11 protein-coding genes are annotated in these 15,408 nt (G+C 42.3%); 3 read left to right on the top strand and 8 right to left on the bottom strand.

Features of this window, described 5'->3' with window-relative positions:
* The first annotated feature begins 38 nt into the window (after window positions 1–38).
* Window positions 39–224 carry a hypothetical protein gene (locus tag DQN48_RS07595; protein ID WP_145980435.1) on the top strand — a complete coding sequence of 62 codons (186 nt, stop codon included), beginning with the start codon at window positions 39–41 and terminating at the stop codon, window positions 222–224.
* Between the two features lie 17 nt (window positions 225–241).
* Here the strand turns inward: DQN48_RS07595 and DQN48_RS04135 are convergent, their stop codons facing one another.
* The 5 genes from DQN48_RS04135 to glyS form a co-directional block, all read right to left on the bottom strand.
* Window positions 242–514: a DUF3240 family protein gene (locus DQN48_RS04135; protein WP_013023101.1), complete on the bottom strand. Its 273-nt coding sequence runs from the start codon at window positions 512–514 to the stop codon at window positions 242–244.
* Window positions 515–516: 2 nt separating this feature from the next.
* Window positions 517–3,576, bottom strand: a complete 3,060-nt coding sequence (locus tag DQN48_RS04130; protein WP_013023100.1) for an efflux RND transporter permease subunit — start codon at window positions 3,574–3,576, stop codon at window positions 517–519.
* A gap of 1 nt (window position 3,577) precedes the next feature.
* A complete protein-coding gene (locus DQN48_RS04125; RefSeq protein WP_013023099.1) occupies window positions 3,578–4,633 on the bottom strand; it encodes an efflux RND transporter periplasmic adaptor subunit in 1,056 nt (351 codons plus the stop codon).
* Complete coding sequence (locus DQN48_RS04120) at window positions 4,630–5,847, bottom strand: TolC family protein (RefSeq protein ID WP_147277550.1); 1,218 nt, start codon at window positions 5,845–5,847, stop codon at window positions 4,630–4,632. Before DQN48_RS04120 ends, DQN48_RS04125 begins: the two co-directional genes overlap by 4 nt.
* A gap of 281 nt (window positions 5,848–6,128) precedes the next feature.
* Window positions 6,129–8,195: a glycine--tRNA ligase subunit beta gene (glyS, locus tag DQN48_RS04115; protein WP_013023097.1), complete on the bottom strand. Its 2,067-nt coding sequence runs from the start codon at window positions 8,193–8,195 to the stop codon at window positions 6,129–6,131.
* A gap of 79 nt (window positions 8,196–8,274) precedes the next feature.
* Here glyS and DQN48_RS04110 point away from each other — a divergent pair, with 79 nt between their 5' ends.
* Both DQN48_RS04110 and gpmI read left to right on the top strand, forming a co-directional pair.
* Window positions 8,275–8,952 (top strand): hypothetical protein, encoded by a 678-nt coding sequence (locus DQN48_RS04110; protein WP_013023096.1) that lies wholly within the window; start codon window positions 8,275–8,277, stop codon window positions 8,950–8,952.
* Window positions 8,953–9,041: 89 nt separating this feature from the next.
* Window positions 9,042–10,514, top strand: a complete 1,473-nt coding sequence (gene gpmI, locus DQN48_RS04105; protein WP_013023095.1) for a 2,3-bisphosphoglycerate-independent phosphoglycerate mutase — start codon at window positions 9,042–9,044, stop codon at window positions 10,512–10,514.
* Between the two features lie 278 nt (window positions 10,515–10,792).
* Here the strand turns inward: gpmI and DQN48_RS04100 are convergent, their stop codons facing one another.
* The 3 genes from DQN48_RS04100 to DQN48_RS04090 are packed head-to-tail and all read right to left on the bottom strand — an operon-like array spanning window position 10,793 to window position 15,395.
* Window positions 10,793–13,891, bottom strand: a complete 3,099-nt coding sequence (locus DQN48_RS04100; RefSeq protein WP_013023094.1) for an efflux RND transporter permease subunit — start codon at window positions 13,889–13,891, stop codon at window positions 10,793–10,795.
* On the bottom strand, window positions 13,891–14,904 hold the full coding sequence (locus DQN48_RS04095; protein ID WP_013023093.1) for an efflux RND transporter periplasmic adaptor subunit: 1,014 nt from the start codon (window positions 14,902–14,904) through the stop codon (window positions 13,891–13,893). The genes DQN48_RS04100 and DQN48_RS04095 overlap by 1 nt, the downstream gene beginning before the upstream one ends.
* Window positions 14,901–15,395, bottom strand: coding sequence for a MarR family winged helix-turn-helix transcriptional regulator (locus tag DQN48_RS04090; RefSeq protein ID WP_145980434.1), 495 nt, complete (start codon window positions 15,393–15,395; stop codon window positions 14,901–14,903). Before DQN48_RS04090 ends, DQN48_RS04095 begins: the two co-directional genes overlap by 4 nt.
* Window positions 15,396–15,408 lie beyond the last annotated feature (13 nt).

The following is a 15,408-nucleotide window of genomic DNA, read 5'->3' as shown; positions in this document are numbered from 1 at the left end:
TAGATTATGACACTGGTTGGAAGGGATTGGTTGGCTAGATGCTAGCCCCAAATCTCTGCCACACACCAAAAACCACAAAAACCGCCCTCACCAACAATGAAAACAAGAAGATAGCTAATCAAAAAATCTTGCAGCAGTTTATTGGTATCAAAACTCACAGCCATCCCTCTTCTTGCAGCGGCGCGATGATCCAAAACTACAGCCAAAACCACCATAAGCATTGATGGCCAATTCTCTTATTTTATTTCTCTTTTTCCTTCTTTTTGGAGACGAAATAGCGCGCATGATCAAATTCTTCTAGCCACAGCAAAATCTCTCTTTTTTGTTTTTTCTTGGCAAATACCTTGAACATCACATATTCCTTTCTGCCACTTACCTGCTCCATCTGGCTTACTAGTAGATTTTTTGCAGCATATCTTTGGACATTGAGGCAAAAGAAATTATCCAAACCCTTTTCTAGAAATAAATCCACGACTTTATTTTTCAATTCTGCTTCTACATAGATCTCTAACATCCTCACCTCTTGTGTTGAAATTTTTTGGTGACACTTCGAAACATCGGAGGCAAAATCAGCAAGGTCAGCATACTTGAGGTAACAAGCCCTCCCAAAACCACCACCGCAAGTGGTTTTTGGACTTCAGATCCCACGCCATCAGAGAGCAGCATGGGAATGAGTCCTAGTGCTGCAATACATGCTGTCATCAACACAGGGCGCAATCTCCTGCGCGCCCCCCGCTCTACTGCCTCATCCACGCTATAGCCCTGCGCCATTAATTCTTTGAAATATCCCACCATCACCAGACCATTGAGCACGGCAATACCAAAGAGCGTGATGAACCCCACGCTCGCAGGCACAGAGATATACTGCCCAGATAAGAAAAGAGAGATGAGGCCTCCAGTTATTGCAAAGGGGATATTGAGCAAAATCAATAAAGAGGAGGGAATGTCTCTAAAGGTGAAAAACAAAATAAAGAAAATCACCAAAATACTAAGAGGAATCACAGTCAATAATCTTGCATTGGCGCGCTGCTGATTTTCAAATTGCCCACCATAAGTAATGTAATATCCACTAGGAAGCTTGACTTCTTTATGGATTTTGCTCTGTACTTCTTTAACAAACCCATCTAAGTCGCGATTTTTTACATTGCTGCGGATGACGCCATAGCGCTCTGCATTCTCTCGGTAAATCATCACCGGACCATCCACTTCTTTGATCTGAGCAATGGAGCTAATGGGCACGGATAGATCTTTTTCTGAGCTCATCGTAAGGCTTTTAAACATGGTAATATCTTTAGCAATCTCACTATTTTGACGGATTAATACCGGGATCCTCGCGCTGCCTTGTGGGATATAATCCACCACAATCCCCTCCAAAGAAGATTTTAAAAATGTAGAAAATTCCTCTGTGGTGATTCCCACACTTGCCATGACGCGCTTATTTGGGATGACATAGAGATAATTCACTCCCTTATTAAGCGCTGTGAATACCTCATCAGATCCCCGCACCCCCTCAATGATCTTTTGAATTTGAGCGCTAAGATTATTGAGTTCATTGATGTCATTTCCAAACACCTTCACTGCTAGATCCCCGCGCACCCCTGTGAGCATTTCACTTACACGCATGTCAATGGGCTGGGTGTAAGTGAAACTAATGCCCCTAAAATTCTCCAAACTCTTGCGCACTTTATCAATCAACTCCTCTTTGGTTTTCATACTCCATTGTTTTTTTGGGATAAAAGATACAAAGATGTCAGTCTGATTAAATCCTGAGAGATCTAGACCTAGCTCATCAGATCCCGTGCGACCTACTGCGGATTTTACTTCTTTTATTTGGAGCAATTGACGCTCGATTCGCAAAATCAGGTCTTTTGATTGATCGATGGAGATGGATGGGCTGGTTTCTACAGTGATGACGAGATCTCCCTCATCCAGTGTTGGCATGAAGGATTTGCCAATATAGGGGAAGAGAGAGAAGCTCATGACCAAAAAAGCAAATGCGCTGATGAAGACGATTTTACTATGTTTGAGGCAGAAATTGAGTGTGGGATCATAGATTCTATGAAGGATGCGAACCAGCAAGGTTTCCTGATGTTCTTTGGATTTGAGGATGAGGGAACTCACCACAGGGATCACAGTCATGGAGAGGATGAGCGATCCCATCAAGGCAAACACGATGCTTTGAGCCAATGGGCGGAACATCTTGCCCTCCAATCCCTCCAGTGTCAAAATGGGAGCAAAGAAAATAATGATGATCAAAATCCCACTGGCCACAGAAACAGCGATTTCTCCACATGCGCGATAAATGAGATGCAATTTTGTAAGGGTTTTGTTTGTGCTTAATTTCTCAAAAGCATTCTCCACCATGACCACCGCAGAATCCACCAAGATCCCAATGGCAATGGCTAGTCCTCCTAGGCTCATCAAATTGGCAGTGATTCCATATTTTTTCATCATGATAAATGCAAAGCCAAGTGCTAGAGGAAGGGTGATGCTCACAGCCACCGCTGCACGCAAGTCTCCTAGGAACAAGAACAAAGTAATCATAATCAAAATGATGGCTTCAATGAGGGTTTTGCTTACGGTATCTACGGCCTTTTGCGTAAGCTCGGAGCGATCATAATAGACATTGAGATGGATGTCCCTTGGCAGGATGTGTTTTAATTCTTCAAATTTTTTATAAATCCTTTGAATCGTCTCTTTGGAATTGGATCCCTTGATGGATAGCACCAACCCTCCCACTGCCTCTCCCTTGCCATCTTTGGTGAGGAATCCAAGCCTAGTGCGATAGCTTGGGATGACATTACAAAAATCCCCCAAGCGCAGATAGCTGTTTTTGGTGGGAATGGCGATATTTTTGATGCTTTCCATATCAAGGGAGGCTGTTTGGATTTTGACTAAAAATGTCTCGCCACTGCGATCAATCTTACCCGCACCATCATTTTTGAGGTTTTCTTTTAGTACTCGCTCTAATTCGCTAATGCTAATGCCAAGCCTTGCCATATCATTGAAATTGGGAACAATGGCAATGGCTTTGGCATATCCTCCTAGCGAATTGACATCAGCCACACCGCGAATGCTGCGTAATGCAGGGCGTATGGTGAAATCCATAATTTCTCGTTTTTTGATCTCTGAGATCTCCCCATCAATGGTGAACATAAACATATCAGAAAGAGGGCTGACGATGGGCCCCATTGTCACACTCACACCATGGGGCAAATCCTCCAATATCCCCACAATCCTTTCATTAACCATGGTCCTGGCTCGATAAATATCTACATCATCTTCAAAATCCAGCGTAATATCTGCTATGGCATATTTTGATACGCTGCGCAGGGATTTCTCCCCCTGCAATCCCAAAAGTTCAAATTCTAGGGGGCGAATCACGCGATTTTCCACCTCTTCAGGCGCCATGCCAGGAGCCTTAATCACAAGCTTTACTTGCGTAGAAGAGATATCAGGAAAGGCATCAATGGGGATTGTCAGAAAACTATAACATCCATAGACTAGCAATCCCAGTGCACAAAGGATGACCATAATCCTTTGGCGCAGAGAAAATTCAATAATCTTTGCAAGCATTTTAGTCCCCTATATTATCCATAATGCCCTTAAGTGCGATGATTGCACCCATGGCAATCTCATCACCATTTTTGATTGCACTTCCAGCATTGACGATAAATACTCCATTTTTTTCTTCCAAAATATCCACTTTTATGGGTAAAAAACCGCCTGGAATTTTTTTGAATACCAGATAATCATTGCCATTTTTAATCACTGCATCAAAGGGCACGACCACGGAATTTTGATGAAAATCAATATCTACATAAAGGCGGATGATCTCTCCCACTTTATAATTTGTATGATCTAGTGGTGCTGTAGCTAGCACTGTGTTTGTGGAGCGATCCACCACGATGGAGACGGTTTTGATTACTCCGATGTTTACGCCAGATTTATTAAACACCTTTGCTCCGGCCTTGACATAATTGGCCATATGGATGGGCACACGGATATAAGCAATCAATCCCAATCCATCTGTGATGCGGATATAGGGGCTAAAGGCAAAGATTTTTTCTCCGATGCGCTTAGGAGACACTGCCAAAATCCCGCTTTCCTTGGCGATGACTCGAAATCCAAAATCCCCTTTTGGATTTTTTTCATCAATGCCAAAGGTGTCAAAAGTGCCTTGTAATTGCATGACCTTTAGGTGCAATTCATTGGCATTGAGATAGCTCACCTGATATTCCCTCTGAGAGATCACCCCCGATTCAAAGAGTTTTTTGTCTTTTTGGGCGACTTCTTGGGCGATGTTGTAGCGATTCTTCGCATTCTCAAACTGAAAAAATAAATTGCTCAATTCATTGGAGCTAATCTCACAAATCACCTCTCCTTTTTTGACATATTCTCCCTCTTGCTTATGCAACGCCACGACGATGACATCAAAAGTGGTGCTCTGCGTGATGGAGGTTTTGGTATCAAAATCCACTTGCGCATTAAATGGGACTCCCTTGGTACTCACGCCCTTCCCCACCACGACGGTTTTGATTCCAAGCTTTGAGATTGCTTGTGGCGAAATTTTTATTTCTTCAAAAGCATATAAAAAACAAAAAAATCCCATCCATGACAAAAGTTTTTTCATATTTCTCCTTTTTGCAACACCCTGCCTAGAGTTTCTTCTAAAAGCGCCTGTGTTTGTATGTAATCCATTTTTGCATCAATCATCTTAATCAAAGAATCCATATAGGCATTTTGATAGGCCAAATACTCAAAAGAGCTGATTCTCTGGGATTCATAGGCGGTTTTTCCCATGTCCACCAAGGACTTTTTATTTTTGATATTTTCTTGCTGGAGTTCGATGAATTCTCTCTTAGTTTGCAACTGGGTGAACAAAGAAGTTGCGCGCACAGAGATATTGTTTCTAGTTACTTCATTTTCTCTTAATGCTGCGCTTTGCAAGGCGAGATATTTCTTTTTTAGGAAATCATATCTGCGTGTGAGGGGTAATGGGACATTCAGACGCATGGAGCCAAAATTCTCTGTCTGATTTCCAAGGGCATTGCTCTCAATCCCAAATCCAATTTCAAAATTATCCCAGCGCTCCATGCTTGATGCCCTGGCATTGATACCATGATCTTTTGCGCTAAGCGCGATAATCTCAACATAGGGAGATTGGGAGATGTATTCCTTAAGTCTGATTTTTTGTAACTTCAAATAGGCAAAATCAAGTCCCGCAACATTGATATCTTGCGTTTCCAAAAAATCCCCAGTGACCCTAAGGCCCAGAATCTTATACAGAATGCTTTTGATATTTTCTAATTCCTTTTCTATGTCAATCCTTGCAAGCCTGGCATCATAATAGGAGTTTTTAAAATTCACATAATCTTTTTTTGAAGCACTCCCTGCCTCAAACTTCTTTTCAATAATCTTTAATTGGGAATAAAAATTCTGTTCTCTTTGCTGGTAGATTTTGTATTTTTCCTTTGCTAGCACATAAGAAAAATAAATTCTCTTGGCTCCAATGATTGCAAGTCTTTTGCGCAGTTCATAGGTTTTTGCATACTGGATGGTTTTGGTTTGCAAGGACTGATTAAGTATCGCCACGACCCAGGGAAGTCGGGGTGTGAGGATGACTAGGGTATTGCTCTCTATATTGACCTTGCCAGCTGAGGCCTTACCAAGACCAATTTCAGTTTCGATAAAAGAATTCTTCCAAGACATTCCAGCACGATAGTCATGTAAATTAGCACTAAATTGCCCTTTGTTTTGTATGAGTTCTATGGAATTTTGCTCAATCCTCTGAACAAACTGATCATAATCCAAATCATAAGCAGCCAACCCCCCAAAAAAAGCCAATCCCCCCAAAAAAAGCCAAAAGAAAAAAATCTTTTTCATCTTCCCATCCGTTTTCATTTAAAAAATCTATGAACCCCCATTTTCTAATTTAACCTGCCGCCACCCACTGATGCAACCAAATTTCACATTCCTCAATCCAGCCAAAAGATCTGTAATTAAACCCGAAAAATGTCAAATTCGCATCAATTTCATAATTTATCAACAACTCTATGAAGATTTTTCTATAAATTGAGTGTACACACTACCTAGCTGGTTTATTTGTTTGGAGTGTTTTGGTGTGGTCATTTTGTGAGATGGATTTCTTTGATGTCTGCGATCTGCAAAAATTCCTCATAAATATGGGCGATAAGTTGTATTCGATTTTGCTTTAGCGCAGGATTTTCCACATTTACCATCACTTTGTCAAAAAAATCATCCAAGCTCCCCTTCAAGCCACAGAGATTTTTGAGCCTGATGAGATAATCTCCACTCTCATTCTTCGCACATACCTGTAAAAAGTCATGGTATAGTGTTTGTTCTGCCTCTTCTATCAATAATTCTTGAGAAATTTCGCCCAAAGGAATTTTACTTTTCAAAATATTTGCCACGCGCTTAAAGGTAGCCACCAATTCGCCCTGCTCTATGCCATCTCCTGTGAAGATTTCTCCAAGTGCGTGAGCCTTGTCAAAGATCCTGCAAATATTTTCCTCATTAGTGGCAAGGACGCTTTTTAGCAGCGCGCGATTTTGCTGCAAAAGGCCATCCATACGCTCGATGAAAAAAGTTGCAATTTTTTGGGTTTGGCTAAGATCCAGATCCAAAATCCGCAGCATTTTTGCAAGATCTTGCTCTAGGTCAAAATCAAAACTCTCCTGCAAGATGATACGCAAAATCCCATTGGCTGCGCGTCTTAGGGCAAATGGATCCTTGGATCCTGTGGGAATTTTGCCCACAGAAAAAAGCGTTAGGATATTATCAAATTTATGAGCTAGAGCTACAATCGCGCTAAAAGGCGTGCTTGGCAGGGCAGAATGCTCTCCTAGAGGAAGATACTGCTCTTTGATTCCTAGCGCAATGGAGGGATCTTTTTTTATCACAAGTGCATAATAATATCCCATAACGCCCTGCAAATTAGAAAATTCATACACCATCTCGCTGAGCAAATCAGCCTTGGAAAGCTCTATACATTCTAAAATCTGTGCTTTTTTTGCACTCAGCTCTTGGCAATCAAATCTCTGGATCAAAAATTCTGCGATCTTTTGCTCGCGCTTCACTTTATCCTGCATGCTGCCTGCCCCTTCAATGAAAAGCAATTTCTCTAATCCTGCATTGCTTAGGCCTTTTTTGCAATCATTGTGATAAAAAAACATCGCATCTTCTAGTCTCGCGCGCAGCACCTTTTGATTGCCCAAAACAATGATGCCCTCATCCTTGCTTGTGGAATTGCTCACCATGACAAAATGATTTTTCAAATGCTGCAAACTCTTGTCTTGATACACCGCAAAATAGCGCTGATTTTCTTTCATGGATGTGATGATCACCTCTTTTGGCAATTCCAAAAATCTCTCCTCAAAATGTCCCAAAATCACCTGCGGATATTCTGTGATGGCTACCACTTCATCAAGCAATTCTCCATCAACCTCCACAGCGATATTTTGGGATTTTTCTAGAGATATGATGGAGCTAAGGATTTTTTCCCGGCGCTCCTCTTGATCCAAGATCACTCCGCCCTCATTTAGCTTCTTGCAATAATCTGCAAAATTTTTCACCTCCTGCCAATCCAATCCAAAATCCCTATGCAGCTTAGTCTGTGGCCTAGCTTCAATCCCATAGCCCACAAAGGGCACGAATTCCTCTCCCAGAAATATCATGATATTGCGAATGGGGCGGATGAAATCCTCTGTCACATTTCCCCAGCGCATATGCTTGCCAAAATGCAGACTCTGTAGGAAACTTTTTAAAATTTGGGGCAGGATTTCTGTCAGGGAAACACCCTCTTGCACCTGCAGGGAAAATAACACCTCTTTCCCGCCTTTTTGTGCATAGCAAAGCTGCTCTATTTGCAAATGATTTTTTTTCAAAAATGCCTCTCCTGCCGCAGTTAGGGGTGCATTTTTGTCTCCTTTTTCAAAGGCCACATCCACAGGGGGACCAAAGATCTCTTTTTTTTCTTCTTGGGTGCGGATGGGAAATTGCTCACAAAACAGCACGATGCGCCTAGGGGTATAAAAAAACTGTGTTTGAATTGGCGGGATGGAATGGCGCTGCAATGCTTCCTGCCATTTTGTCGCAAAATTTTTAAATTCCCTCAAAAAAGGAAGTGCGGGTAATTCCTCTACAAAAATCTCAATAAATAACTCGCTAACCATCAAAAACCCCTATTTGCTTAATTACTTCTAGTCTCTGTATAATTATAGCCTAAAATACGGCCTGGAGCTTTTCTAATTCATGAAGAAAATCTTATTTTTTTGTGCGGCTTTGGCGGCGGTTTTTGCGGATTTGCCTCTTGGTAGATTATCTGGGAGCTGTGAGACTCCAGGGGATTTTACCCCGGCGCAAAAAAAGGCCATTTTGTTTGCTTTTCATTATGGAAATGAGCAAGACCTAGGCTATATGATGGCAGCCATTGCCTGGCAGGAGTCTTGTGCTGGAAAATACATGCTCAATTTTTCTGATCCTAGTGCGGGACTGTTTCACGCGCACCTTCCCGTGGTGATCGCGCAATATTCCAAACTCAAAGACAGTGCTTTTAATCGCAACATGGTAGGACAAATCCTCATCCAAGATCAAGACTTTGCTGCAAAAGTCGCACTCGATCAGCTGCTTATGTGGCGTAAAAGGTTTGGAGGAAATCAAGAAAAAATGCTCAAATCCTACAACAAGGGTACCTCCTGGCTAAAAAACCAAGAAAAGAACCAAAAAGCAGAGCTCTATGCCAAAAAGGTATCACAAAAAATTGCCCTGCTAAAAGCCTTCATCCCCATTTTTCTCATCGAAGAAGAGCCCTTAGAGTGGCAAGAGCAAAGCAAAAGCTCTGATTTTTTCCTGGAGAATCAAAATTCCACCCTACCAGATAAGATAAACACCCAAAAGAAAAAACAAGATTTTTATTTCTTAAGCGAGTAGGGAACAAGTCCTCAAAGATTTTTTAAAATGGCCTATAGGGTTTTATAAAAGCAGCAAAACAAAACTCAAGCAAAAATAAAGGAGCAAAGATGCCTCAAAAAGTTGTATTGATTATCACCGATGGGATTGGTCATAATCCAAGCCCCCACTACAATGCCTTTGCGCATGCCAAAAAGCCCACCTATGATTGGCTATTTGCGCATGTCCCTCATTCTCTCATTCATACCTATGGGAGTCATGTGGGGCTGCCAGAGGGGCAAATGGGGAATTCTGAAGTCGGGCATATGAGCCTTGGGAGCGGGCAAATCCTCTACCAAGATTTGGTAAAAATCCACCGTGTTATAGAGCAAAATGAGCTAGAAAAAAATCCTATCTTGCAGGATTTTTTGCAAAAAAGTAAAAGAATCCATCTCTGTGGCCTACTTAGTGATGGCGGAGTGCATTCTCACATTTCTCATTTTCTCGCACTCATAAAAATTGCCAGCAAGGCCAATAAGCCTATTTTCTTGCATATAATTAGCGATGGGCGCGATGTTTCCCCCCAAAGTTTCCAGACCTTTCTCCTAGAAATCCTGCCCTTATGCCAGGAAAATATCTCCATCGCCACACTTAGTGGGAGATTTTATGCCATGGATCGCGATGGGCGCTGGGAGCGCATACAGCAGGCCTATGAGGCCATCACAAAAGCAGCCAACAAAAGTCCCCTTGATGTCCAGTCTTATGTAGAATCAGAGTATCAAAAAGGAATTTTTGATGAATTCCTAACCCCAGCAAGCTTTGGCGATTATGAGGGGATGGAGGAGGGAGATGGCTTTTTATTTAGCAATTTTCGCAGTGATAGGGCGCGCGAGATCATCCAAGCTCTTGAAGGCAATGCACCGCTCAAAGAGTTCAAAAAGCAAAAAATCCACATTGCTACCATGACAGAATATGACAAAAATTTCCCCCACCCCATCCTCTTCCCCAAAGACAATGTAAAAAATTGCCTCTCTGAAGTGATTGCTTCACACAATCTCACCCAGGCCCATGTGGCTGAGACTGAAAAGTACGCGCATGTCACTTTCTTTTTTAATGGCGGCGTGGAGGAGCCCTTCACCAGAGAGACTCGAGCACTCATCGCCTCCCCCAAAGTCAAGACCTATGACCTGGCGCCTGAAATGAGTGCACGCGAGGTGGGCAGGGTCGTGTGCAAATTCATGGAGCAAGGCAGTGATTTTATCGTGGTGAATTTTGCCAATGGAGATATGGTGGGACATACAGGGAATTTTCAAGCAGCAATCAAGGCTGTAGAGGCTGTGGATAGGGAACTAGGAGAGATTTTCTCCCTAGCAAAAAAGCTAGATTATGCAGTGATTTTGACTAGCGATCATGGAAATTGTGAAAAAATGCAAGATGAGAATGGCAAAATCCTCACCAATCACACCGTGGGGGATGTGTACTGCTTCATCATGGCACAAGGGATCAAGAAAGTGCAAAGAGGAAGTCTGTGCAACATCGCTTCTAGCGTACTCAAGATCATGGACCTGCCCATTCCTGAAGAAATGCAAGAGCCATTAATTTAAAACACCCCACCCACATCCATAAAAACTCTTCTGTAGGAATTCTGCGGGTGGTTTGAATCAAACCTCCCCCAGGGTCTTTGAAGCTGCTTGCGTGAGATGCTTGCTGTCTTTTTGAAAATCTACCCGCTTTAAATTTTCCACGCCGCGAGATGAAAGCCTCTTCACCACATCCCATCGCGCCACTCATCTAAAAATCCCATTCCCTTCTAGGGAAATCCTGCGCTCTCCCCAATCCCGTCCATTCTGCTATATCAAATCCATAAGGCAAAGAGCCCAGCTCAAGCTTTCTGTTTGGCCTTTATACACAACAATAACAGCGCTGGGATGATCAAAACAGTGATGAATGTGGAGAAAATCATACCACCAATTAATATCGCCCCAAGGCCGCGATAAATCTCACTCCCATCCCCAGCAAAGATCACTAAAGGAAACAGTGCCAAAACGCTAGTAAGCATACTCATATAAATAGGAGCTAGGCGGGTTTTTGTCGCCAAAAACACAGCGCGCCTAGGCTGCATTTTTTTGAGATTATTCAATGTCTGATAGACAATCAAAATCGCATTATTCACCACACTTCCCACCAAAATAATAAATCCAAGCATGGTCAAGACATCAAGATTTTGCTTTGCAATGAAGTGATTGACCAAATAAAGCCCTATCAATCCCCCCGTAGTGGCAAGAGGAACGGTCAAAATAATAATAAAGGGATAGAGAAAATTGCCATACAATGCACAAAGAATCAAATAAGTAATCACAATGGCTAGCAAAAATCCATGCAATAGCTCTGTCTTTAACTTCTGCAATTTCCCAGCACTCCCAGAGAGCGTAATGTCATTTTCACTCTCTGCAGCAATGGGTGCAATCACTTTTTCTTGCAAGATCTGGGCAAGCGTTTCTACAGGCGTATTGTCCCTGATATTTAAAATCAACAAAATATTGCGCTGCTGTTCAAAATGACGGATCCTAGAAACGCCATATTCATGCTTGATTGTGGCTAGAGTATTGAGGGGTAAAACTCCGCCATTTGGCGTATAGATTTGAGAATAAAAAATATCCTCAGGAGATGTTTTGCCATCATTCTTCAAGGACTTTTTAGAGTCTAAAATCATATCTAAAATCCCCTCATCCTTGCGATATTCCCCTACTTTTTTTCCATTTAAGATCACCCCCACCATAATCCCAAAACTCTCCACATTGAGACCATTGAGCGCAAGGGCACTTTTATCGGGGTAGAGATTGATTTCTTGGTTGTTGCTCTCTCTTGCTGGCACGACACTGATGCTAACTTTTGGGAGATTTTTTTTGATGCTTGCAATCAATTTGCCTGCTGTTTTGCTGATAGAATCCAGATTTCCTCCCGTGATATTGATATCAATGCTTGAGCTAGAAGCGCCGCTAAAAATCTCTTGCTGCAAGATAGAGCCCCTCACATTGGGGATGGAATCAATCTTCTCTTGGGCATAATCCATGAGCTCTGGGATCTTTTTTTTGTCCGCGCTCACTAGATAAAAAGAAACCCTCTCTCCTGTGCTAATAAAAAAGTCCTTGATTGCTGGGATCTTGGCATGGGAGTTGTGATTCTCTAGCAAAAAGGGATAAAAATCTGCTTGCAATGCATCTAGGATGCGTTTTTTTTCTTTTAATGAGAGACCTGGGGGGATGGAGAGATTTGCAAAGATAAAATTTTGATTCCCCCTGGGAAGATAATCTGTCTTTGGAAAGGCTGCATAGCTAAAGATGCCACAGATCCCCACAAAGCCTACCACGGTAATGATTTGCCTCTTTTTGTTCCGCACACAAAATCGCACGCTTTGCATAATCCAAAAGCTAAGCACACGTCCCAAATGCACTAAGAATGCATCCACTTTGCCCTTTTTCCTCCCAAAGTCACTGCGCTTTAGCAGCACATACAAAAATGTAGGAATCATAAAAAAGCACACCAATAAAGAAAGCAAAATGATGCTAGAAGAGGCAAGTGCAATGTCAACAAAGAGCCTGCCTGCATCATCTTTGACAAAAATAATGGGCACAAAAATCGCAATGGTAGTCACACTGGAGGCAAACAACGCTCCCCCCACCTCCCTAGTCCCCACCACACAGGCGAGAAAAAAATTTTTTTGGATTTTGGCTTGGCGCAAAATATTTTCTAGTACTACAATTGCGCTATCAATAATCATGCTTACTGCAAAGGAAATTCCAGCCAGCGAAATCACATTGAACGTGCGACCCCAAGCCTGCAAAAAGATCAAAGATCCCATGATGCTTAAAGGAATGACTAGGCTAATCACAACTAAAGACATGAGATTGCGCAAAAACAAAAATAGCACGCCAATTGCTAGCAAAATCCCCACAAAAATATTCTCTCGCATAAGGGAGATGGAGGACTTGATATATTGGCGTTGATCCCTCCCCCACTCCATCACGATGCCCCGCTTTTTTAAAAAATCCTCATTGAGGCGGTGGGTGAGCTTTTCTACTCTATTGGTGAGATCGAGGATATTTGCGCTTGCAGTGGGGCGGATCTGGAGGGAGATGACATTGCTGCCATTATGAACATTATAGCTTGTGAGCTTTTCATATCCTTCAGAGACGCTTGCAAGATCTCTAAGCAAAATATTTTTATGATCGATGGTTTTTACCACAGTATTTCTGATAGCATCTAGGCTCGTGTATTCTCCATTGGTAGAGATGCGATAGCTCCTTTGGAAAAAATCCATGCTTCCTGCAGAAATATTGACATTTTGTTTTTTGATACTTGCAATGACCTCATCCATAGTAATGTGAAAAAATGCCAGCTTCTGAGTATCTAGTGTGATAAAAATCTGTTTTTTCCTCCCTCCACTCACATACACCTCCCCTACCCCCTCAATGCGTTCATAATATTTGAGAATCTCATCATTGATAAAATTTTTGGCAGTATTGATGTCCAAATGGGGATTGATACTTTTTGCAAACAAATACACAGAAATGGGGATGTTTTCCCCTGTTGGTTTGATGATGGGTTTTTCTACATCCGCAGGATAGCCGCGCACCTCATCAAGCCTAGAGCTGATATTTAAGAGTGCGGTTTTCATATCCGTGGAAATGGCAAATTCCAAATTAATGATTGCCATCCCCTCTTTGGATGTGGAGGTCATGGCAAGCAAATTGGGGGTGTTTTTGAGGGTTTTTTCTTGGCGCTGGGTAATTTCTTTTTCTATTTCATAGGGAGTAGCACCCTTCCAGATGGTGTATACACTTACCACGGGGTGGGTGACTTGGGGCAGCAGCTGGTAGGGGATTTTTGAGAGTGCGATATATCCAAATAGCAGCAAAAAAATCGCGCAAACAAAAACCCCCACGGGATTTTTCAGGCAGAACTTAATCCAGGAATTCACTAATCTTCCCTGACCTCACTGCCATTTTGCAACACATCCTGCCCGCGAGACACCACCCTCTCGCCTTTTTTGAGTGCTCCTTTTACCAATACCTCATCGCGATTGCGCGATAAAACCTCCACTGGCACAAGCACTGCATGAGCATCCCGAACCACAAAGATGCCAGGCCTCCCATCGCGTTGCACAATGCTATCGCGCGGGATTAAAAAGCCTGTATTTTTTTGATTGACATTTAGAGAAATCAAAGCAGACATTCCTTCAAGCAGTGTGTCATCTGTTTTGATGCTGATATAGACAGGGAAATTTCTGGAATTTCTATCGGCTCTAGGGATGATGGCACTCACTTTGCCTAGATAAATTTTTTGACGGATTTTGACCTGTACCCTTTGGCCAAGCTTTAGAAACTCCACCATGAAGCTTGGGACATCTGTCACGACTTCCGCATCCTTGGTGTTAAGAATCTGGCAGATGGTCTCCCCTGCGCGGATCCATTCGCTTTGATGGATTTTTTGATCTACGATGACTCCATCAAAGGGAGCATAGATGATCTTTTGGGCAAGATCGAGTTTTGAGATCTCAAGCTCGGTTTGCAAGGCTAGGATGTTAGACTCTTGCATCTTTACTTCGTATTGAATATTTTCGTATTGCTGCAGGGCGACAGATTTGGTTTTTAGGAGATTTTCATAGCGTTCTAACTCTTTTTTTTTGTTTTCCAAGATATATTGGGCTTGCGTTAGTTTTGCTTGTTTGATGATGATGTCTTTTTGCAAAAAATCATCATTGAGGCGGATTAATCTCTCTCCCTTTTTGACCCGTTGGCCAAGCTCAAAGTACACCTCCTCCACCGCGCCACTAGATTGGGAGGCGATGTTTGCCACTTCTTTGAAAAGCACGCTTCCTATGAAATTTTCTTTTTGCTCCAGTGTACCCAGTTTGATGGGCTGGGTATTGATGGCAATGGGCTTTGTGAACAAAACACAAGAGAGGAAAAAGAAAAAATATACAAGCTTCATTCCAAGATTTCCAGCAAATGAGAAAGCAGCCTTGTGAGATTTTCTTTTTCTTCTTGGGTGAAATGTTGATGAAATTTTTGGATGTGATGAATTTTGACATTATAAACGATGCCAACCAATCTCTTCCCCTCCTTTGTAAGCGAGATTTCAATGGCTCTTTTATCACCACTGCCTTTTTGACAAAGGATTAAGCCCTTGCCCTCCAAAACCTGAATCGCGCGCGAGATTGTGGTCTTGTCTTTGCAGAGAATCTCAGCAATCCTCTTTGCATGAATAGCCTCTTTGCTTTTTTGCTCGTGAGCCTCTAGGATCATGAGCAGTTTGGCCTGCTCAAATCCAATGTCAAACTGCCGCAAACTCTCCACAATAATTGCGCGCACTTTTTTTTCGATTGCAAAGATTTTTTTGATGATGTCATTGTTCTCTAGAACCGCGATGGATTCTTGTGTGTGACTCTGCTCCATGCCATTTTTTCCCTTGTGAAATTTCAAAAAAAGATTATAA

The sequence above is a fragment of the Helicobacter mustelae genome (assembly GCF_900476215.1).
Classification (GTDB): domain Bacteria; phylum Campylobacterota; class Campylobacteria; order Campylobacterales; family Helicobacteraceae; genus Helicobacter_H; species Helicobacter_H mustelae.
Note: the sequence above shows the minus strand (reverse complement) of the source record. Positions and strands in the feature narration are given on the sequence as shown.